18 protein-coding genes are annotated in these 21830 nt (G+C 39.2%); 6 read left to right on the top strand and 12 right to left on the bottom strand.

Annotated elements, in window-relative coordinates:
• The first annotated feature begins 27 nt into the window (after positions 1–27).
• The 3 genes from CA265_11720 to CA265_11730 all read left to right on the top strand — a co-directional run bounded on the left by CA265_11720 (position 28) and on the right by CA265_11730 (position 6741).
• Entirely contained in the window at positions 28–3387 is a 3360-nt protein-coding gene (locus CA265_11720) for a hypothetical protein (protein ID ARS40283.1), read from the top strand.
• 101 nt (positions 3388–3488) lie between these two features.
• A complete protein-coding gene (locus CA265_11725; protein ARS40284.1) occupies positions 3489–5144 on the top strand; it encodes a RagB/SusD family nutrient uptake outer membrane protein in 1656 nt (551 codons plus the stop codon).
• Between the two features lie 100 nt (positions 5145–5244).
• Entirely contained in the window at positions 5245–6741 is a 1497-nt protein-coding gene (locus CA265_11730; GenBank protein ARS40285.1) for an arylsulfatase, read from the top strand.
• A 264-nt stretch (positions 6742–7005) separates the two neighbouring features.
• On the opposite strand, the gene CA265_11735 is transcribed toward CA265_11730, so the two are convergent.
• The 10 genes from CA265_11735 to CA265_11780 form a co-directional block, all read right to left on the bottom strand.
• Positions 7006–7851: a hypothetical protein gene (locus tag CA265_11735; protein ARS40286.1), complete on the bottom strand. Its 846-nt coding sequence runs from the start codon at positions 7849–7851 to the stop codon at positions 7006–7008.
• 409 nt (positions 7852–8260) lie between these two features.
• Entirely contained in the window at positions 8261–8569 is a 309-nt protein-coding gene (locus tag CA265_11740; protein ID ARS40287.1) for a hypothetical protein, read from the bottom strand.
• Positions 8570–8580: 11 nt separating this feature from the next.
• Positions 8581–8865, bottom strand: coding sequence for a hypothetical protein (locus CA265_11745; protein ARS40288.1), 285 nt, complete (start codon positions 8863–8865; stop codon positions 8581–8583).
• Between the two features lie 89 nt (positions 8866–8954).
• Complete coding sequence (locus tag CA265_11750) at positions 8955–9752, bottom strand: hypothetical protein (protein ID ARS40289.1); 798 nt, start codon at positions 9750–9752, stop codon at positions 8955–8957.
• Between the two features lie 54 nt (positions 9753–9806).
• Positions 9807–10613, bottom strand: coding sequence for a hypothetical protein (locus tag CA265_11755; GenBank protein ID ARS40290.1), 807 nt, complete (start codon positions 10611–10613; stop codon positions 9807–9809).
• Between the two features lie 62 nt (positions 10614–10675).
• Entirely contained in the window at positions 10676–11278 is a 603-nt protein-coding gene (locus CA265_11760; GenBank protein ID ARS40291.1) for a hypothetical protein, read from the bottom strand.
• Positions 11166–13124 (bottom strand): mobilization protein, encoded by a 1959-nt coding sequence (locus CA265_11765; protein ID ARS40292.1) that lies wholly within the window; start codon positions 13122–13124, stop codon positions 11166–11168. The genes CA265_11760 and CA265_11765 overlap by 113 nt, the downstream gene beginning before the upstream one ends.
• A gap of 3 nt (positions 13125–13127) precedes the next feature.
• Entirely contained in the window at positions 13128–13973 is an 846-nt protein-coding gene (locus tag CA265_11770) for a conjugative transposon protein TraN (protein ID ARS40293.1), read from the bottom strand.
• 12 nt (positions 13974–13985) lie between these two features.
• Positions 13986–15176, bottom strand: coding sequence for a hypothetical protein (locus tag CA265_11775; GenBank protein ARS40294.1), 1191 nt, complete (start codon positions 15174–15176; stop codon positions 13986–13988).
• 10 nt (positions 15177–15186) lie between these two features.
• Complete coding sequence (locus tag CA265_11780) at positions 15187–15471, bottom strand: hypothetical protein (protein ID ARS40295.1); 285 nt, start codon at positions 15469–15471, stop codon at positions 15187–15189.
• A gap of 799 nt (positions 15472–16270) precedes the next feature.
• On the opposite strand from CA265_11780, the gene CA265_11785 reads away from it, so the two are divergent.
• From CA265_11785 to CA265_11795, 3 genes are all read left to right on the top strand, one after another.
• A complete protein-coding gene (locus tag CA265_11785) occupies positions 16271–17785 on the top strand; it encodes a hypothetical protein (protein ID ARS40296.1) in 1515 nt (504 codons plus the stop codon).
• Positions 17786–18053: 268 nt separating this feature from the next.
• Complete coding sequence (locus CA265_11790; protein ID ARS40297.1) at positions 18054–18746, top strand: hypothetical protein; 693 nt, start codon at positions 18054–18056, stop codon at positions 18744–18746.
• A gap of 30 nt (positions 18747–18776) precedes the next feature.
• Complete coding sequence (locus tag CA265_11795; GenBank protein ID ARS40298.1) at positions 18777–20603, top strand: hypothetical protein; 1827 nt, start codon at positions 18777–18779, stop codon at positions 20601–20603.
• Between the two features lie 476 nt (positions 20604–21079).
• On the opposite strand, the gene CA265_11800 is transcribed toward CA265_11795, so the two are convergent.
• Together CA265_11800 and CA265_11805 are read right to left on the bottom strand one after the other, a co-directional pair.
• Positions 21080–21265, bottom strand: coding sequence for a hypothetical protein (locus tag CA265_11800; protein ID ARS40299.1), 186 nt, complete (start codon positions 21263–21265; stop codon positions 21080–21082).
• 84 nt (positions 21266–21349) lie between these two features.
• Positions 21350–21799: a hypothetical protein gene (locus CA265_11805; GenBank protein ID ARS40300.1), complete on the bottom strand. Its 450-nt coding sequence runs from the start codon at positions 21797–21799 to the stop codon at positions 21350–21352.
• Positions 21800–21830: the final 31 nt, after the last annotated feature.

Below are 21830 nucleotides of genomic sequence, written 5' to 3' on the forward strand. Positions count from 1 at the left end.
AGAATTTCAACTCAAACCACTAAGTTAATGAAAATATATTTTTTGTTGGCCAAAATCAAGTATTGGCTAAACTTTATTCCACTCTATATGAAATTGAGTACACTTTTATTATTTATTGTAATCATGCACACCAATGCAAAAAGTGTTGGGCAACAGATTACAGTAAACGCAAAAAACCAACCACTGCAACAATTGTTCAAGGTTATTGAAAAGCAAAGTGCTTACGTGTTTTTCTATAGTCCTACAGATATAAAAGAGACAAGATCTACAGTATCTGCAGTCAACCAAAACATTGAGGCAATCATGGAGCAATGCTTGAAAAACTCTTCCCTGATTTATAAAGTGGTGGGCAAAAACATTATCATCTCTAAAAAGGATGAGGTATTAAGCCCTGTGGCCGACATTGTTATCAGAGGAAAGGTAACCGATACTACCGGCCAAGCCCTTCCCGACGTAAGTGTACTGGTAAAGGGAACTACCCAGGGTACGAGAACAGACAAAAACGGAAATTTTATGTTAACCTTAAAAGATAGCAAATCTACGCTTATTATATCGTTGATTGGCTATTCAAGTAAGGAAATCAATGTAAGCTCAAGTGGTGTTTTAGATATCGTACTTAAAGAAGCAGCAAATCAGTTACAAAATGTAGTTGTGGTAGGTTATGGTAGCCAGAAGAAAGAAAATTTAATCGGTTCAGTGGCCCAGGTAAGTGCCAAAGATATCAATAACAGAACAGCTCCATCTCTTTCCAATGCCTTAACTGGCCAACTACCAGGGGTAACACTAATTCAAAGGAGCGGTCAGCCTGGTTCAGATGGGGCCAATATCCAGGTGAGAGGATTAGGATCATTTGGCGCCAGTGCAGTTCCGTTTATTTTGGTTGACGGTATTCCGGTAAATTCTTTTAATGATATCAATCCCAATGAAGTAAGCAGTATATCGGTATTAAAAGATGCCTCCACTGCCGCAATCTACGGATCAAGGGCTGCCAATGGTGTTATTTTAGTCACGACCAAAACAGGACAGGGAGCAGATGGAAAACTGGCAATCAATTACAATGGTTATGCAGGTTTCCAAAAACCTACGGCCTATCCAAATTTCGTGAATTCCACAGATTATGCCCGACTAATAAACGAGGCTCAGCCAGGTACTTACTCTGCAGCAGAAATTCAAAAATTTACTGATGGAAGCGACCCGAATAATTATCCGAATTCGAATTGGATTGATATGGTTTTCAAAAAATCGGCATTTCAAACAGGTCACAACCTTAGTTTTGCAAATAACACCAAAAACACGCAATACCTGGTCGCGTTCGGATTATTAGATCAGGATGGAATTGTAGCCAAGAACAATTATAACCGTTATAACCTTCGATTAAATTTAACCAATAAAATATTAGACAACTTAACCTTAACGTCGAGAGTTAGCGCAGCCCAATACAGTGATAACCAGCCTGCCCCACCGGCCAACCTGGATTTTAATGATATGTTAACTGCTATTGGTCAGGCGGTAAGGACCCCTCCCACTTACGTAAACCAACTTACAAATGGCGATTATGGCTTGGGATTTATTGGCAAAGGCACCCCATACACCTATTTGAATAATGAATCATTCTATAAAAACAAACAAACTGACCTGTTAATTAATGAACGTATAGATTATAAAGTTATACCAGAACTCACCCTTTCTGTTATTGGTGCTTACACCCAGTTGAGCGGCACAGAAAAACGCTACCTGTCTACGCAACGGCTTAATTCATTGGTAAATACCGGCCCTGGTAACTTAACTCAAATAAGCACGCTAAACTATTATAAAACATTCCAGCAACTAGCAGAGTTTAAAAAGAATTTTGGAGCACATCAATTGGGTGTTTTAGCCGGGCATACTTTTGAATATAACTATAACAGCCGAAACGCAGCAAGTAGAGGAAATTACTTTACCAATGCCTTAACAGAGCTTAATGCAGGTGATGCAAGTACACAAACCAATAATGGCACTGCAAGTGAGGCGGCATTAGATTCCTATTTTGGGCGTTTAAATTATTCATTTGCGAATAGATACCTGGTAGAAGGTACGATACGGTACGATGGTTCTTCCAGATTTGGACCTAGCAATAAATATGCTACTTACCCTGCGGTGGCAGTGGGATGGCGAATCTCTGAAGAGAAATTCTTGAAGAATAAGCTTTCGTGGCTAAATGAACTGAAATTTAAGGCTTCATACGGTACATTGGGCAACCAGAATATCGGAAATTATCCTTACCAGGAATTATTAGTATCAGGTTTTAATTATTCATTTGGCAATGTTATCTATCCAGGTGCGGCATTAAACAATGTTGTCGACCCTAATATTAAATGGGAATCAACCCGTACAAAAGATATCGGTATTGAAGGTACCTTATTTAAAACACTGAATTTTTCGGCAACTTATTTTGATAGGTACACATATGATATCCTTGTAGTGCCAACGGGCAGTGTGTCGCGAGTGCTGGGCTTTTCGCTTAGCAATGTAAACTCTGGCAGTTTAAGCAATAAAGGTTTTGAATTTACTTTAGATTACCGTAATAAAATTGGTGAACTCAGTTACAATGTGGGCGGTAACTTAAGCATTATCACCAATAAAGTACTTGATTTGGGTGTTGGCAACGTCAATCAGCCAAATGGCCTGATAGGTAATGGAAGTACTATTTTTATAGGTTACCCGCTAAATATATACTATGGTCATGTTGCCGATGGTATATTCGTTAATCCGGCTGATGTGGCCAGCTACCCCACTCAGACAGCAATTAACCCTACGGTGCAGCCAGGAGATATTCGGTATAAGGACATTAGCGGCCCCAATGGATTACCGGATGGTAAAGTAGACGCTACCTACGATCGTACCTATCTGGGGAGCCAAATTCCCAAATATACTTTCGCACTCAATATAGGGCTTAATTATAAAAATTTTGACCTACAAATCAACGGACAGGGTGTAGCTAAAGTTAAAGGGCAATTAAACGGATATGCTGGTTTTGCCTTCTTTGGAAACGGCAGCATTCAACAATACATGGCTGATGATCACTGGACAACCAGTAACCCTAACCCTAATGCAAAGTATCCAAGGCTACAGGTGATACCTAATGCGGGTACACCAAACACACTAGCTTCTTCCTTTTACTTGTTAGATGCAAGTTATTTTAAAATTAGAAATATCCAACTGGGTTACACATTGCCAGCAACATTGTTCAAAAACACCCTTATAAAAAGTTTAAGGATCAATGCCAGTGCACAAAATGCCATCTCATTTCATAAATACCCTAAAGGCTGGGATCCTGAAATTAACAGTGGCGGTGCTTATTATCCGATTATGGCTAATTACACTTTTGGACTAAACGCGAATTTTTAACCTTACACTCCTCGATAAATGAAGACTCAATGGCTTTTAACTAATACCATAAACGGAAAAGTAAATCATAGAGGCATCATCAAGGACAAAAAAATAAACAGATGAAAAAATATATTTATTCATTGAGCATCGTCATCTTATTAACTGGCTCAATATCGTGCCGCAAACAACTCGATACCACACCATTAGATAGTTTTGCTAACGAAACCTTCTGGACCACTCCGCAAAACGTGCTCATAGCACTTACAGGCGTTTATAGAGGAAACATACAAATGCTAACCATTCCCGCAACAGATGTTGAGTTTAACCCCACAGACTGGTGGTCCTACAACGGACTCTTGTTTACTGAGTTTGCTACCGATAATGTATATGATAGAAGAGGTGATAATTCAGCTTATAATACACTCACTAATGGTGCACTAACCAATTCAAATGCAAATTTGAGCCAGGTTTGGAATTTTAGCTACGGTAAAATTGCGAGATGCAATTATTTTCTAGAAAACATCAGTAAAGCAACTTCCTTAGATGCTAAGTTACTTAAACGTTATATGGCAGAAGTCAGGTTTATTAGGGCTTGCCAGTATTTTTATCTTTCCCAACATTTCGGATCGGTACCATTGGTAACTAAAGTGCTTACCAAAGAGGAAGCCAATACCGTAAAAAAGGCATCGGTGCTAGAGGTACAAAATTATGTAGAAAGTGAGTTAAAAACAGTTATCCCGGATTTACCTAAATATGGCGCAATACCAGCCTCTGAGAAAGGAAGAGCAAGTGCGCAGGTTGCAATGGCTTTTTTAGGCCGTTTGTACATGGCAGAACAAAAATGGGCTGATGGCGCCGCAGTTTATAAACAGATTATCGATTATAACGAAAATATCATCGATCCCAAATTTAGCAGCCTGTTTGATGGCACCAACGAGAGCAGTAAGGAAATCATCTTTGCTACACAATATCAGCAAGACCTGGGACCAAATTCCATGCTCTTGCATATGTATCCGGCAGCTTTAGGTGGTTATCATTTATCTAATCCCTTGGGTAACCTGGCAGAATCTTACGAATTTAATGATGGCACACCTTTTTCTTTTACAGATCCACGTTACAATCCTGCCGACTTAGGGCAAAATCGCGATCCAAGGTTAAAGTATACGTTGCTTTATAATGGCCAGTTGTTCAAAAATATAATTTATGACTGCCATCCCGACCATACCTCTTCACCAGATCAACTTACAACAAGTAAACAGGCTACCCGTACGGGCTTTGCACCACGCAAATTCCTTGCTGAAACCTTTGGCGGCAGTAATTTAGCAAATAGTGGTATCGATCTCCCTATAATTAGATATGCAGAGGTATTATTGAGTTACTTAGAATGTCAGCTAGAGGCTGGCTCAGCTATCGATCAAACATTACTAGATGCAACCATTAATAAAGTAAGGGGCAGAGCCGACGTAAGCATGCCTAAAGTAACTGAAACCAATCCTGCCAATTTAAGAACCATTTTAAGAAGAGAAAGAAGGAATGAACTTGCCCTTGAAGGTATTAGGCTGTGGGATTTGTTAAGATGGAAAATAGCTGGAACGGTTTTGAAAGGAAACTTTTACGGTGCAGCCTATCCTGGGGCAACGAATTTAAGGAAAAACGGAACAACTGTTGACCCTTACAGCAGGTGGTTTGTAACAAGTAAAAACTTTAGGACTGGTCAGGATGAACTATGGCCAATTCCACTATCAGAAGTAAGTATTAACCCAAATCTTAAATAGTATCATTATTTATAGAGCGTGTTCTAAATGCAATATTATTTAGGTCTGTACCTGACTGAATTAAAAACTTCATTTAGACATGCTCATTTACATCATCAATATGAATAAATTTATTGCTACAATCTTTTTTGTACTATCCGGCTTTGCCCTTTATGCACAAAACAAACCTAACGTAATTATCATTTGCGCGGATGACCTGGGTTATGGAGACTTAAGCTGTTATGGCGCAACCAAAATCCATACGCCTAATTTAGATGCACTGGCTAAAAACGGATTACGTTTTACCAATGCGCATGCTACAGCATCAACCTGCACGCCATCTCGTTTTTCACTAATGACAGGCCAATATGCCTGGCGTAAATCCGGAACCGGGATCTTGCCCGGCGACGCTGCCTTAATTGTACCTACTGATGGTACCGCTTTGCCTGCGATATTTAAAAAAGCGGGTTACACTACAGGCCTTGTTGGCAAATGGCACCTGGGTTTAGGCAATCAGGTAGAAAAAGACTGGAATAAGGAAATTGCTCCCGGACCAAGGGAAGTAGGATTTGACTATTCATTTATTTTCCCCGCAACAGCAGATCGTGTGCCTACAGTTTTCTTAGAGAACCAAAAGGTAGTTGGGTTAGATCCTAACGATCCGATAACGGTAAGTTATGGTAAAATGATTGGAAATGACCCTATAGGCAAAGAACATCCCGAATTACTGAAGATGTTTCCATCCCCGAACCAGGGTCATAACCAAACCATTGTAAATAACATTGGTAGGATCGGTTATATGACAGGTGGTAAACTAGCCCGTTGGACAGACGAGGAAGTGCCATTAACTTTCTTGGCAAAAGCACAAGAATTTGTCGAAAAACACCAGACTCAGCCTTTTTTATTGTATTATGCTTTAACAGAGCCACACGCGCCCAGAATGCCGGCAACGATGAACAAAGGTAAAAGTGATTTAGGTTACCGGGGAGATGTGATCTTGCAATTAGACTGGGCTGTGGGAGAATTGATGAAACGTTTAAAATCTTTGAAATTGGATAAAAATACCATCGTCATTTTTACCAGCGATAATGGCCCTGTACTTAATGACGGGTACCTCGATAAAGATGTAGAACAGCTAAATGGCCATACACCAGCTGGGGTATTAAGAGGAGGAAAATATAGTATTTTAGAAGGAGGCAACAGAGAGCCTTTTATCGTTTCCTGGCCTAAAGAAATCAAACCTGGAGTAAGTGATGCCATGATTTCGCAGGTTGATCTGGTTAAATCATTTGCCAGTTATTTTAATATCCCTGCTGAACCAATGGATAGTCAAAATATGTGGCAAGCATTGATTGGCAAAAATAAGGTAGGCCGTTCAGTTTTGATCGAACAAAGTAACCAACTGGCCATTATACAGGATAACTGGAAATACATCAGACCTTCGAAGGGTAAAGCATATTATGCAGACACCCATACAGATAGTGGCAATCTTCCCACTGCACAGCTTTACAACCTATCTAACGATTTAGGAGAAAAAACCAATCTTGCGGATAAATATCCCGATAAAGTTTTAGCACTGGAAAATTTATTAAAAAAGGAAGAGACCAGAGTTAGATAATCCGCTGTAAAGAAAAGGATAGTCGTTAAGTTCTTTTTGAAAAGAAAGGTTCAAGTGATTTAGTATGATGTAATTCTTATTAAACCACCTTTGTAACTGACAATATTTGCGGCTACCCGTTCAAGTTTAGGATATCTATTTCAATATGCCTGCTCAAAAATAGTTAACAATACTTTGAGCAGGTATATATAATTTCGATCTCAAAAAAAAAGCGCCCCACTGTTGTGGGAACACTTTCTTTTTTAAACAAAGCCTAGTATACATTTATTTGTATAAATAATTGAGTGCAATAACATCATTAGCATTAAAGGTTCCGGACCCACTGCCAGCACACGCCAGCATGAATGATCCGGCATCAGCTGCAGATGGCGTTCCCGGTATCCTGATGGCTCCGACACCCGCTTGTCCTTCATTGTTCGTCCTTGCATCATAAGGGCAACTGAAATCACGGTTGAAATAATCTGTATGGCGGAAACCGATGCAATGTCCCACTTCATGTTGGATTACAGATGTTATGAATGCTGTACTTCTGCTTCCGTAAGCATCAGGATGTGTGTTCATTTGGATCTGACTGCCTGGCTGTCCTGACGCATTAGGAAAACTGCCAATGCCTAGCGTTACCAGCCCATTTTCGTCAGCTGGTTCAGAAAATCCGAAGAGGTCAATATTTCCTTTCGTACCTGCTGCTGCGCGCTGAAACCTTAAGCGAAGTCCCAAGGAATTATATCTGGAAATCATCGTATTGGCCGCATCACTGAACTTTTGTGGCAGATTGGTCAAAGAAATGGTAACTACACGGGGTAGGCCCTTAACTATGTTTGTAGTCCTATACTGTTCAGTTTCCGCAATATTCAAACTTGTACCGGCAGAAAGCCCCGTTAGATTTTCATCAGTCAACAGCAGATCACCCTCGACAATATAACCACTAGCGGTCTTTTTGACACCATTTGTGCTAAAGCCCAAAGCTTTTATCTGGGCCAGTTTTTCAGCACTTACAGGATCCTTGTCAGGTGCCTCAGTAATCTTTTCTGTATTGTTTTCTTTACAAGAATAAAAACATACAACTACAACTAGTAGTGCCGTCTGAATTAAAAATTTCATTTTTTTCATTTTGTAGATAAGTTAGTTAATGGATAATTTTATACTAGGCTTTAGGTTAAACTCAACTATATAATATACCAAGTCAATATTTTGACACTGGTTTTAAACTGATGGAACAGACAGTAATAGCTTGCGGGATACCTGGAATTCAGGAACCGTTCGGTCATAAGTATTATAATAAAGAAATGGTGGAAGAGCCTTTTGGCGTGTTTGACTACATAGAATTTTCCCACAGTTAATCTAATTAATTTGACAATATACGTGTGGGATGTATACAAATATATGTAGGAATAAATTACATCACCGACGTTGATTATTGTTTTTTACACCAAAAGAGATACTACCATGCACAGATAACATATATCCCAACATTTAACACAAAACTTTACACGAAACCTGGGTAAAAGATATAACACCTCTAAACCTTTAAATCTTGCCTTCTTCCCCAAGAAACCATACTCCCAAATTTTGGATGGTATGATGGAGTATATACAATGTATCCAAGATTGACTAATTTTTTAATGCTCTTATGATAGGTGCGCGTTGAAGAGATTTTACTTATTTCCATCAATCCACTACGCGAAACCTGAAAAATCTCCCTGTACTCCGCCTGAGAATAGTAAATAATTATAGCATATAACAAAGCCATATCAGTAGTGGTAATGCTGGCATCTGAATGAACACACCTTAAAATCAGACTCAGTTTTTTATCTTTGCCGAAACCCATCATTGCTTTACCTATATTTTTTGTTTTTCAGCCCCTACAGTTTTTCGTTCCAGTAAGTCATCCACCAGTTTGGAATCATAGTAATAGATACTCCCAATCTTTGAATACGGAAGTGTTCCATTTAATCTGAGATTTTGTAAAGTCCCTTGCGAAATGCCCAATATTTTTCTCACCTCATGCCCTTTCAAAAACCTTTTTTTGACGGGTTCCCTGATGTTGACGATCTTTTTAATCTCTTCAATCAAAAAAGTTCCGAAGCCAGCCAGATCTTCTTTGGTTAATATTTCTATACCCATAATTCATTTTATTTTCGATAAAAATTTGGGACATACAAAAACAGGGGACTAAAAGTCCCCTGCATAAGCACACCAATGTCCGCATTCGACTATCTACCCCGACCCATTTTCTCTTCCACCTGAGGCTCCGTTTCAACCGAAACTACCCTTTCTCTACTATTGTCATCCTTCACCAAAGGCTCATGACGGTCGATAGCTTTACTATAAACCTGGCTTAAATCTTTATCGTAAAAATCCAGCGTTTTAAACTGCGGATTTGCAGTGACAAAACCGGAAGCCTCCTTTCCATTCTTCATAAATGATACCTCATGAAGGTTACCCCTTTCCAGGCTTTTCAGCAGCTGATCCTTAAAACCGGGTTTTTCCATATTCAGTATTTTGAATTTGTCTATAGTTTCGGCTAAATTAAAACCATATTGCTCCCCATAACTTTTCATCCCATATCCCTTTTCCGGAGTATGTTCCGAGAAATCCAGCTTCATCCATAGATTGGCCTTTTCTCCACTCTTGAGCACCACATCCTTATTTACCGCACGTCCGGAAAGCAGATTGTAACTTTCTTTGGCTGTTACCCCCTTCCCTTTGTTGATATAAAATGTCTGCGAAACCAGGTCGGTTGTATTAGCCTTTTTTACTGTGGCTTGATAGTGATTAAAAAAATACATATCTGTTTCCTTACTTTTAGAAAAGTTAAGCAGATAGGATATTTTATCTCCAAACCCTGGGTCATATCGTTTTGCAGGATCCGGCATCTCACTGGTGGCACTTTGAAGGTTAAAACCTTCGGGACCATGTGCAATTGATTGTTTTAGACTTTCATTTAGAGAATCTCCAAACCCAAGATATTTAAGCGTGTTCTGAAGATATTCAAGATTACTTTCATTCATAACTAAAAAATTAATGGTTAATAACTCAATTGATTATATTTTATTCATGCTGGTCTATCTGGAAACGCCCGATCTGCCATATCCACGCGAATATTCATTGTGGTTCGCATTAGCAGCACCTGGTTCTGCTGCATGCTTGTGGGTAGATTTTTGGGCAGCATCCTGTAGCGCTTTTTGATAGTTACTATTGCGCTCATCAGTCTGCGACAATAATCCGCGATCACCCACCATAGCCTTTAGCCCTGTTAATAGCAGATAGGTCAAACCGCCATCCATCACCAGAGAAACCACGAGCACTAACCTGTTGGAGCGGACTCCTTCAGGCGAGGTACTACTGGCTTGAAAAGTCGTTCCGTCCGGCATCTCAATCTGGCGCCCATTGGCATACCGTTCTTTCTGATAGGGAGTCAGTTGCATTCCGTTGACCATTTCAGGCACACGTAATCTTGAGGTGTCAGTCACAATGAACTCTTTGGTATCCCAATCATATTCAACTATCATTTTTTTGTGTCTGCCATCCTCCGTTGTCTCTTTAATAAGGTTCGCTTTAAGCCCGGTGATCAGATCATCTCCTTCAGTGCTGGAAATAATAGCAGGTACATGGGATTGTTTATACACAGGATGCACCAGCAACTCTGGCTTTCCCGCTGCACTTTTTGCCAATGAAAGCTTAACATGGATTTCCTTAACCTCAATATCGCCATGATTAATATCCTGAAGTTTAACCAGTCCTGTCCGCATACCGCTAATGAGCGCATCAATATCTTTTTTTGGAAGAGTAACCTCTCCGTCCTTAATTAGTCCTAGATCGCGCAAATCTTCCATGGGAAGATCCCGCACATTCAAATTTGAGTACTGCATATAGGTACATTTTAAAATGTTTGAATTAAAATTTGGTGGTTTAAAAACAATGGAAACCTGAATTACCGCGAAAGGTAGTCCAGCAGATCTTCACCCGACCTGGATAGTATATTCAGCAGGAAATAGAGTGGATTTATTGCCAGCCCATTGTACTTAACTGATAAGTGCAAGTGTTCCCCAGTTGTTCTACCGGTAGATCCGGTGAGGCCGAGGGGATATCCTGAGAAGAGTTTCTGCCCACTAATGCAATATACTTTGGACAGGTGCGCATAATATACGGCGTAACGGCCATGCTTTACCACAACATAATTTCCCATTATCGATTGATAGGCAATTTTTACCACCACACCGTCCAGAACTGAACTTACAATCTCATTCTTAGCCCTAATATCGATTCCCCTATGAAAAGAGTTTTTTTCTCCGGTTACCGGATGAAGTCTGTAACCAAAGCCTGAACTCAGATTAAAATGCTGTAGTGGCAGCTGCGCATCAAGATTACTTGTTCTTACAGTATCTTGAAAAAGATAGTAAACGCTGGCCAAACAGGAAACATTACATAAAAGCAGTAACCAAAGACTCAATATCCTGATTGATCTGAAGAAAATTCCTTCTGAGTATCTCTTCTTTATGTCCGCCAAAATCATAAAAATCGGGAAGTTCAACATATTCCTTTTCCTCCTTTTCTATTTCCTTTAAATCAAGACTGACCCGGCAATTGATCGCCGAAGTCTCATATTGCCCGGTAAAGCTGGAACTTGCATCCGCTGCGATCACGCCAACAATCTCTCCGGCCCCTAATGAGGCGATCTTGCCAGCAGGAATGAGCACCTCCAGCTTTTCACTAATCGATTTAGAAACCTTACTACGATCTATAGAGATACTCTCTCCCATCTGTTTGGATTTTCCCAGTATCCGCTCCAGCCAGTCCAGTGTTTCCTTGTTTCGCACAGATCCGGAGAGTACATTCCCCACAACTGAAGTGATTGTGGTCGCCGTGTCCTTACCATATTGCTGCTTAAACTGCGGCAACTCCTGAAGCCCCATCAACACTGCTACTTTGTTCGATCTTGCTGTGGCAATCAGGTTTTCAATACGGTGTACAAATAAGGTAGGTACCTCGTCTAAAATCAATGCAGAAGGAAGATTTCCCTTACTATTGATCAACCTGGTGAGCCTGTTTAGAACCACTGAGTAACATCCGGAATTAATATTCTGCGTATTGGGGTCATTAGCCAGTACCAGAATCCCAGGTGAAGAAGCATCGGATATTTTCAGGTTAAAATCATCCCCGGAAAAAACCCAAAAAGTCTCTTTGGTAGCCATCCGGCTAATAAAAATCTTTAAAGTCCCAATCTGTCCTTCGAGCTGATCAAAAGCCTTAGCCATAAATGCAGAACGAAACGGCGACAATAAAGAGACCAGCTCCGGTTCGGTAAAAAGAACCGTAAAAATCTCCTGATAAGGCCTGTTTAAAAAAGACATCACATGGGGAAGCGAAGAAAATATACCATTATTATACCTGCTCATAAAATAGATGCAGGAAGCTAAAAAGTTAATGGCACTCTGGGTAAAAAAAGCATCACTGCCACTGGCCTTGTCTCCTTTCTTTAGTGCCTCCACTAACGCTTCAGCAGTTTCAGAGGCATCTGCAAGTGTCCTGATATAATCCGCTCTGAATGGATTGATCCGCCTGCTTTTTTCAACCTGATTGAGGTTGATGACATGAAAACCAAAACCCTCCAGTTTTCCCTCAAGCCTGCATTTGCGGAATTGATGATAGGCAATCCTACCCAGGTCAGGGAACTTGAAATCATAAATCAGGGAAGCAAACCCTTTAGCGATGAGCTGCCTGATAAAGGGATTAACAATCGAAAAAGATTTCCCAGATCCCGGAGTTCCGATCACCATGGTAGCCCTGAAGGGATTAACCAAATTAATCCAACCCTTCCTCACCTTTCTTTTATAATAAAAAAGCATCGGAATATTCACCGAATAAGCATGCTCAGTCTTAATGGTCTGTTGCATAAAACTTTCCGCTTCTACATTCCACTTGTCTTTCCCCAATCCTGAACGGATAATTTTGGAGACATTGTCAATGGAAATACTGATCACTATAGCACCTAAAAATGAAAGTATCATGTAAACCAGATCGGTGGCAGAGGTGTACGAAAATAGCAAGACAGATTTCTTCCCATAAAAAAGCATACTTCCGAAATAGCATAACAATCCCAGACATAAGGGGTAGACAATTTTAGTCTTTGGATCCAGGTCCAACTGCTTTTTGGATAAGGTGCCAATGCTGACCAGACAGATCAATAGCAGCACAGCGAGTTTACTATATAAAAGTTCATGGAATATGATTAGCGACTTTACCTTAAGCAGCCCCGCATTAAAGATTCCCCAGAATGGTGCACCAAGGTAGACAAAAACCGATACCTCCGTAGCTATCATAAAATAGATCAGGCATTGCAGGAAACCGTGGAGCTTCTGAATCTCTCTAGTTTCTTCCATTACCTAGTGCCTAATGATTACTTCTTTAGCTTTTAGGATATCGGAGTGATGGATACTAAAAGTGATTGCGCGACCCGAAATCTGCTTTTCGGAGAGTTCCACCTTCAGCACCTTATGATCAGGAAAGGTCAGCCTGCGCAGCACAAATATATTCCGGTAGTGTTGCCCAAAAACAGTGACATCCTGCAGACTGGACAAGGGCACAAGCTCCAAAGACTGCACAGTGGTCGCCTTATGTTGCTTCTGATCTTCCAGGCGAAACCTCAGCCCATCAATTTCGTACGGGACGTGTGTAGTATTTTCAAAACCAAGATCCAACAGCAGGAACTCGCCTACTGAAACGATGCCGTTAAGCGTAGCCCTGATGCCGTATTTCTTTTTCCTTACTTCCGCCTTTACCGGTTGCCGCTCCAGCATTTCCCTTGCAATACTATCCAGTTCAGCACTGGATATCATTGAGCTTTTTGGGTCAATGACCCTCATCTCTCCCATGCGGATATCAATCAATGAAGTAAAAGCCGTTTCCGGCCGTTCCTCAAAAATGATGGAATATTGCTTGATCCTTTTTTCGCCGAGTATAGTAAGCACACCAATGAAAGCCTCTTTTATTTTAGCAGAATCCGGTATTTTTATCCTAAGCAGGTTTTTATCGGGAAGATCCCCAATGAGCCCTTTAGGAATATCCACATAGGTGATCTTCTCCGGAGCGATAAAATGTAAAGTCAATGCCCGCTTAATAAAGATTTTGGGGATCGACTGCCCTGCTCCTACAGTATTGGCTGAAACCTGCGCAAAAAGTGATCCTGCCATAGCCAGCAGCAGGAAAACCGTTAATATTGTATTTTTCATATTATCTTATTTTTATTTCTGGAGATCTCGTGGATCAACCAGAAAAACCTGGTTATTGTATTTTAATTTCGCCCTGTTTTTTCTGACCATATTGGCTATCGCCGATGACGTAGACTGAAAAAGCCTACTGGCAGTACTCATCACAAATTCGTTCTGATCTAAGGCACTACCCATGGTATTAAAACCCTGAACAGAACTTGCTCCCAGTCCCTTGGAAAACTCCCTGAACGCAGACGCAGGAACATATGAACCCGGCAAACCATCCAGGTCATAAAGCAAGAGTTTAACGGGCAGAATCTTTCCTGCGCAGTGTACAGAATTAATCTCCAGTTGCACGCGCTGCTCGGAAAAGCCACTAATTCTGGCATAGAGATAAGTTCCCTTTGTCAGCAGCGATTTCCCGGCATATACTTCCTCAAGCAACCTCAATCTGATCCTGGAACCGGAATATCCGGTGATATCCTCATCAATAATTGCTGTGATTAACTGCTGTTTTTCCCTAACGCTAATGGTATTGAATTCTCCTGAAACTTCTGCAGACCTGGAAATCCGAAGCACATTCTTACCCACCAAAACTCCCTCTTCCGTTCTCTTTTTTTCCTTTTGCTGCGCGATATAACTGGGATCAGCCGCCTTCCCCATACTGTCCATATAGGCCATCTGTTTTTTAAAAAGATCCATCGGATCAGTTTCTTTATTCACCATAACCGCTGCATGGCGCTCTCTTTTCCTGGCCTCCTCGAGACTCGCCAATGCCTGCGCCACAGCCCGATCCTCAGGCTTTAACCCAGTGATCTTATCCGGCTTAATAGCAGCATAGCCAGAATGGGATTTAGCCTCCGAGGGCCTGGACATGTAGGCCTGCTTTTTTATTGATGCTTCAATAGAATCAAGCTTTTGTTTTTCCCGTTCGGAATAGCTACCCGTAATGGTGGCCTCGGGCAATCGGTCTTCGTCTACCGTTTTGATCGCCGAATAACCATCAGCCTCTTTGAAGCTATTTTTGTAAGCTTCGAGTTTATCGGAAAGGCCCTTTTCGCGAACCTGGTCTGAGATTTCGGCCAAGTTTCCGTTCACATCCTTTTCCATCACCACTACCTGACTTTTAGCATGCCACTGCTGATAAGCATAAAAGAAAAGGCATAAAAACGGAATAGCAATCAGCGGAATAATATACCGTGGTTTTTTAAAATCTATTTTCATAATTTACTCATTAACGGAGTCGTTTTAACTCCTCTAGTTTAGCTGCCAGAAAAAGTGTATCTCTATGGTTCAACCGCTGCCTGTCTAGTACAGAATCCAACTGTTTTCTGATTTCGACCGTTTTCCTGAGTTTAACACTAGTGCTACTGATCTTTGATAAGCCATCGTCAATGCCAGCAGGCTGCTTTCCCTTTTCAGCCTTGCCAGCCGGTGGCAAGAGCTTAATTTCCTTTGTATTTCCAGAAGGAAGTATGCCAAAAGAAAACAGCACCGAAAAGATGAGCATCAAGACCATGAGCGCAAAGACCTGTCTGGAATAAGTTTTCAGCAAACGGACCAATCTCCTGCGAAGCAGCGTCAGATAAGGCCTAAACTGTTGATAGAGTGTGTATTTCAGTGAAAGTGACCCCTCTGTTTCGGGCCAAACTGGCCACCAATTTGGTTACCGGATCATGCACATCTAAGTTCCTTTCCCTCTGAACAAATATACATTTCGGATCCAAATCCATTTTCCTCAAGACTTCTCAGTTCAATCTATCCTACTGCCAGATTTATCTTCAATTCAGACCTTCCTTAAGATCAAAATCCGCTCGCTTGCATCGGAACGCTTAAAAAAACGTCATAACCCCTCCAAAATAGCGAAACGACAATAGTCTACTCCGAATTGTAGATATGCTCCCAGGAGCCTTTATTTTACGCAGAAACGAAAAGATTATTCTCAAAAGTAAGTCGTGAAAAAAGTTGATCGAAAGATCAGAGTGGCCAGTTTGCCCCGGAACAGGTGGTCACTTTAAAGCGAAATGGGGTGACAGCTTAAACCCGGAACGGGCGGCCATTTTTGCCGAAATGCCCACCCAAAGCCCATGCCAAATATTGTAGGATAAGTTGCAGTAACGATGTCGCCAGTTGGAACCAGAAACCAGTATTCTCGCTAACTCCTACATTAAACTAAAGCGAATCCCTTGATAGAGGGTTAGTAAATATGATTTCAGCCCTGATATAAAAAGTATTTATTTTGTATAAATCAAAATTTTAATAGTTATTTATGTTGAAATGAAGTAGTTCAGAAAAAAAACAATAAAGTACTTTTAAAAATGAAGATCATCGGTAAAACGAATTTATTAATATCGCTGACTCTGATCAGTATCGTGGGTATTGCAGCCTGTAAAAGAAACGATAATGTTGACTTTGATCAGCTGATTAAACAGTATTCGGCAAATCAAAAAGACAGCTTGAAATTGCAATCTTTAAAATTTATAAAAACTAATATTGAAGGAGTGACATCTGACGAACCGTATTTTTATAACGAGAAAGGTGAAATGCTGGATTTTAATTTGGATACAATTACCTCAGACAGTTCCCTTAGATCGATATTATTAAATAAAAAAATAAACTATTCGTATACTCGTTTAAAGGATGTTGATTTTTTGTCTTCAGAATTATTGGAGGAAAATATAGATAAAGCGCTATCAGACTGGAAAAAGTATCCTTGGAATAAGAATGTACCTAAAGATATTTTTTTAAATTATCTTCTGCCATATAAGGTTTTAAACGAACGTCCAGATAATTGGAGGATGGTTTTGTTTAAAAAATATAAGGATAGCATTTCTAATCACATGGCAAATTGGGATAGTGACAGTGAGAAACTATATTTAGGTCTACGTACAGAAGCTTGGTCCTGGCTGAAATATACCTCTGACTTTACCAAGCTGACTCGGTATCCTTCTTTCAAAGAATTGATAGCAATAAAAAAAGGAGAATGCCCTGAACTTTCCAATTTGTTTGTATTTATAGCAAGGTCTGCCGGAATACCTGCTACAGTAGATATAGTGCCGTTGTGGGGAAAAACAAGTGGTAGTCATGCCGCAGAGGTTTTCTATGGGCCGATCAAAAAAAACAACAAGGTTGTAAAATATGGCATGAGGCCGTGGGATCCTTTTAAATTTCCACCCAAGGTTTTCAGGACTAGCTTTAAAAAAACAAACTTATGGTCAGATTCCATAAAACCACTAATGGGAAAGAAAAATTATTTTATCCCGACCTTCCTAAAATCAGACAGATTATTGGATGTTACAGCAGATTACACCCCAACAACAAACTTCATTTACAAATTTGAAAAAAAAGAGAATAATATCCCCTTAGCTTATATCTGTGTCTTTAATTACGGAGTATGGAAACCCGTTTTCTATGGCAAGGTTACTTCAGATGGCGGATACGTTATATTCAATAATATGGCAAAAGATATGGCATATCATGTTGCAGTACCCGAGGGCAATAGGTATAGATTGATCGGCAAACCGTTTATCATAGATTCCCTTAATCATGTTGTATACTCTACACCAGATTTTGGCAATAAAAGCAATACCATTTTGAAAAAGATAAATATGGGCGCTGAATCTTGGGTGAAAAAGTCTAGAGAATATACATTAAAATATTTGGATAAGAACAATGAATGGCAAGATTTAGACAGCAGGATCTGCAAAAAAGACTCTTGTTTAATTTTCGACAAAATACCAGCTAATGCATTTTACATGATTGAAGACAGAATCGGCGATAAAAGTTTAAGTAGGATATTTCTTATTAAGAACAAAGAGCAACTCTGGTATTAAGATTATGTTTTATTTAATTCAAATTGCTGCTTAAATGAAGTTGGTAGCATCGGTTAACTCTTCTCAAAAGGCTACTCACGTATCATTAATCAGTATTTTTATGCATCTAATTTGTTACATTAGATATAAATATGCATATTTGCGCATGTTTAACCCATTATCTATCAAATATGAATCCATCTACTGGTCTTGTACTCTACACTGCGCTCACAGCCATTTTTGTTAGCGTATTAATCTATCTACTAATCAAATTTTTGAAAAAAAAACAATGAAACAAAAACAAATTCTAATTCTCTCTCTTATTTTTGCCTTTTTTGCAGGTATAATTTATTCCTGCAAAAAACAAGATGCCTCAAAATTATCTGTTAATGATTTAATTGAAAAATACGATCTCAAAGTTGTTCAAGCTGCTGTACAGGATACAACGAAAACTAACATGGTTTTCGCCTCAGCCGCGGAGGCGGATGCATTTATAGCCAATATCAAAAATGCTTCCTATACAACAGAGATCGGCTCCACTATAAGCTTAAATGCAAACAAGAACCTGAAAGCTTCCAATAAACCATCAGGACTACAAATCTCTGGGAAAATTATGTTTGAGGAAGAGCCTGATCTAGTGGTTGAAGGAAAACCTAAACCAGGCTCTAGAAATGTGAAATACAATGCATCACCTATCTCTGGTTATTTGGTTAATGTTAACTGGGGAAGTAATTATTCAAATATAACTACAACAGGTGCTCTTTTTGGTTTCACCCTTGGTACATCATTTACTCAAACTGGCACGGGAACATCAACTTACAATTCTCAAACAGGTCTTATTAACTTTACTGTGAATGGCTTGCAGAATTACAACATTATCGTTGAAGGACTTGGAACGATATATAGTCAGCCTATTGTTATGACTGGTTCGCTTAATCCTACTACCGGAACTTCGACCATGACAGTGACAAATGCCCAATAACATTCATATCTAATTATTTAGAATAAATTAATGGTCATTAAACTAAAGTTTGGAAGATGTGGTTTTAACCCGCATCTTCCATTTTTTTTTTCTGAAAGTTTACTTCGTCAAGTAATATTTGCATTTGTGCTGCTTCAGATCTTTTCTCCTATATTAAATATTACAGGAGTCTATCTCTTTAGTGAAAGAATCGAAAGTTTTTATATAGAATTTTCATCCCTTATCATTGTTCTACTCTCCATATATTATTTTATTATACGTGGCAAAAGTTTCGAGTACACGAGATTGGATTTATGCATTCTATTTTTGATTGTATACATGTGTTTGATTAACCTGGTAACTAACGGAAAAGAAGACAATTATCTCTTATTCTTCTTTATCACCATTTTTTCTCAATTGATACTGCTCAAGAATTTAAACTTCTCACCAAATAAAATCGAATCGGGTATTTTCTTAGTTAGCTCTCTTCTTTCAATCTATATCATAATACAACAATTATTCAATTCTTTAGGGTTTCCAGAGATAAAATTATCGGAAACCGTATTTGATAGCACAACGACAACTGGGAATTATCTAGCTCTTACTTTTCCTTACATTCTGTTTAGATCTTCAGACAAAATGCTTTTGGCACATAAGATATTTTTTCTCATCAACCTTGTCGCTATTTTTTTGTCAAAGGATGTGAGTTCAATCATATTGGTGATGTTGATGTGCTATCTATTTTTTACCTTTTTCTACAAAAGGACCAAGAATTTATTGTGTTTTAAAAAACATCTACTTTTCCATGTATTATTTTTAATAATCAGCTTTTCGGCTATTATGACCACCTTGATCAATAGCAACAAAGCACTAAGGGCACTGGAGGGCCGGATTTTTATTCAAAGTACAAGTATGCCAATGTTAAAGGACAATTTGTTGTTTGGTATAGGGACAAATAAGTTCGGTGCACAATATAATTATCTACAGGCAAGCTATTTTGTAAGCGAAAAAGACCAGGCTAAGTATGGTAAATATCGGGATCTTGCAAATAATTCTTTTAGCTGTTTTAATGAATATCTGGAATTATGGATTGAGATCGGAATTTTTGGTTTGATACTACTTCTGATTGTAATATTTTATATTTACCGGACAATCAAGTACAAGCCTCTGAAACCAGCAATAATCTCAATAACAGTATTTTTTATACTTAGCTTGAATGATGGCCTATTCCACAATATTTCACTTTTACCCATAATGATCATTAATTTTTGTTTGATGGGCGACCAGTACAAAAATTACACACTTCATAGTCGATTGGTAAAAATTCAGAGCATTGTAATCGTTAGTTTGACATTGTGGTATGCCTATATTTTGACCAATCAATTTAAATCAACGTTGGCATATAATAAAACATTTAGTGAAGCTACCAATTCGCAAAAACTAAGAAACTATCAACGGGCTTATAAATATCTCCAAAACGATGGAATCTATCTTTACCACTATGGTACTTTTTTAATAAAAAAACAGGCTAAAGTTAAAGAAGGAATAAAGATTCTGAAGAAGGCTATCAGCAGGTTACCACATACGGACATATTGAATTTACTCGGCGATGCATACATAATGGAAAATAAATTCACGGATGCTGAATATTATTATAAAATTTCTGCGAACATAGTGCCAATTAAAATTATCCCTAGATACAAGCTATTTCAACTTTACATTCTCAAAGGTGAAAATGATAATGCCATCAAGCAAGCCAAAATAATAGATTCTACCCCTGTAAAAGTATCATCAAAAACAGGAGATAGGATAAGATGTGAAATAACTCGTTACCTAGATAAGCAAGAAAATTGTGAACTGAAGAAGGAATGCCTATAAGATAAGTGATTTGAAACTTCGGTTTCTTACACCCTCAGGATAAATAGCTTTAAAAAAGCTCACTTTATGGCCTATAAAAGACTTGATCAAGTCATAGAATACTAAAACAAAGTTAATGCGTAAAGGTTCGACAGCCTTTAGCTCTGAAATTCGAGAACTTTCAACCACCCTTTCTTTGCCTAAACCAGCCCTTAGATATAATAAATCAATTGGGTATCAACCGCACCTTTAAAAGCAGCGATTACCCTGTCCAGATCATCGGCGAGAGCATATTCAAATCCTTTCCAATAATCGATTTTGGCTAAAACAAGCTTAGATTTTTCTGACCAAAGCGCAAACTGAGTATCGAGGGTTAATTTAATAAGGCCATCTTATAAAAGCACTTAAGAAATTCCTATTTTTAAACTGCCCTTATCCAGCCAAGTGTCCGCAGGAGACGAGGCTTCCGGCCGTCCGGTGGACGGCCGCCACGCATTTTATCCCGCTCTTAAAACAATCAGCTTCTGATAAAAGTCCTCCCAGTAAGCCCGAAGCCTTTTGTCCAGCTCTGAAAACCTGGGGTCTTCATGGTAAAGGTTTCTAAAATGATCTGCCTCTTTGATGGCAGCTTCTAAATCGTTGACCCTGATGGATCTTCCAGCAAAATCGATAACATTCATCATAATTGAATTACACCCAGTTTGGGCAGGTCAAACAGCTAATTTTAAGATATAAATATTAAACTATCTCTAAGGCTTCTATTCTCCTCATTTCACCTCACCAGCGCTTAATTCCACTTCATTTTCAATGAGCCAGTATGTTGCACAATCTGAAAGTTCGTCGAAATGCCCGCTGCATCCAGAGAGTACAGCGCGCAACCGCTCCCGATCTTCCTCTGCCCCTTCAAAAGATGAACACATAAAATTGCCATAAACGTAAAAGTTAGCATCATTACAAACATCAAAACCGCTCAAAGCTTCAATTTCATTCCTGGCCTGTTGAAAAATGCCATCCATTACGATATAACAGGGGTCAACGTCCGAAAACTTCATACCACATTCATCACAAAACAATTCGATCTGATCGAATGCCCAAGCTGAATCAAAACCAGCGTTAATCGCATGCGAAACTGCTGTTTTAATATCCAAATAACCATAAGGGCAAAAAGCCTCCCTAAAGCTTGCGATCTCATTTTCTAGGTACTCCAAATTTTCCATAATCAAATCCTTAGATAATCCGTTTTATTTT

Source organism: Sphingobacteriaceae bacterium GW460-11-11-14-LB5 (assembly GCA_002151545.1).
Classification (GTDB): domain Bacteria; phylum Bacteroidota; class Bacteroidia; order Sphingobacteriales; family Sphingobacteriaceae; genus Pedobacter.

What these genes read in the sequence shown, in the direction of transcription:
- CA265_11720 (ARS40283.1), top strand. Translation starts at nt 28, where the DNA reads ATGAAAATATATTTTTTGTTGGCCAAAATCAAGTATTGGCTAAACTTT.
- CA265_11725 (ARS40284.1), top strand. Translation starts at nt 3,489, where the DNA reads ATGAAAAAATATATTTATTCATTGAGCATCGTCATCTTATTAACTGGC.
- CA265_11730 (ARS40285.1), top strand. Translation starts at nt 5,245, where the DNA reads ATGAATAAATTTATTGCTACAATCTTTTTTGTACTATCCGGCTTTGCC.
- CA265_11735 (ARS40286.1), bottom strand. Translation starts at nt 7,851, where the DNA reads ATGAAAAAAATGAAATTTTTAATTCAGACGGCACTACTAGTTGTAGTT.
- CA265_11740 (ARS40287.1), bottom strand. Translation starts at nt 8,569, where the DNA reads ATGGGTTTCGGCAAAGATAAAAAACTGAGTCTGATTTTAAGGTGTGTT.
- CA265_11745 (ARS40288.1), bottom strand. Translation starts at nt 8,865, where the DNA reads ATGGGTATAGAAATATTAACCAAAGAAGATCTGGCTGGCTTCGGAACT.
- CA265_11750 (ARS40289.1), bottom strand. Translation starts at nt 9,752, where the DNA reads ATGAATGAAAGTAATCTTGAATATCTTCAGAACACGCTTAAATATCTT.
- CA265_11755 (ARS40290.1), bottom strand. Translation starts at nt 10,613, where the DNA reads ATGCAGTACTCAAATTTGAATGTGCGGGATCTTCCCATGGAAGATTTG.
- CA265_11760 (ARS40291.1), bottom strand. Translation starts at nt 11,278, where the DNA reads ATGTTGAACTTCCCGATTTTTATGATTTTGGCGGACATAAAGAAGAGA.
- CA265_11765 (ARS40292.1), bottom strand. Translation starts at nt 13,124, where the DNA reads ATGGAAGAAACTAGAGAGATTCAGAAGCTCCACGGTTTCCTGCAATGC.
- CA265_11770 (ARS40293.1), bottom strand. Translation starts at nt 13,973, where the DNA reads ATGAAAAATACAATATTAACGGTTTTCCTGCTGCTGGCTATGGCAGGA.
- CA265_11775 (ARS40294.1), bottom strand. Translation starts at nt 15,176, where the DNA reads ATGAAAATAGATTTTAAAAAACCACGGTATATTATTCCGCTGATTGCT.
- CA265_11780 (ARS40295.1), bottom strand. Translation starts at nt 15,471, where the DNA reads ATGGTCTTGATGCTCATCTTTTCGGTGCTGTTTTCTTTTGGCATACTT.
- CA265_11785 (ARS40296.1), top strand. Translation starts at nt 16,271, where the DNA reads ATGAAGATCATCGGTAAAACGAATTTATTAATATCGCTGACTCTGATC.
- CA265_11790 (ARS40297.1), top strand. Translation starts at nt 18,054, where the DNA reads ATGAAACAAAAACAAATTCTAATTCTCTCTCTTATTTTTGCCTTTTTT.
- CA265_11795 (ARS40298.1), top strand. Translation starts at nt 18,777, where the DNA reads ATGGTCATTAAACTAAAGTTTGGAAGATGTGGTTTTAACCCGCATCTT.
- CA265_11800 (ARS40299.1), bottom strand. Translation starts at nt 21,265, where the DNA reads ATGATGAATGTTATCGATTTTGCTGGAAGATCCATCAGGGTCAACGAT.
- CA265_11805 (ARS40300.1), bottom strand. Translation starts at nt 21,799, where the DNA reads ATGGAAAATTTGGAGTACCTAGAAAATGAGATCGCAAGCTTTAGGGAG.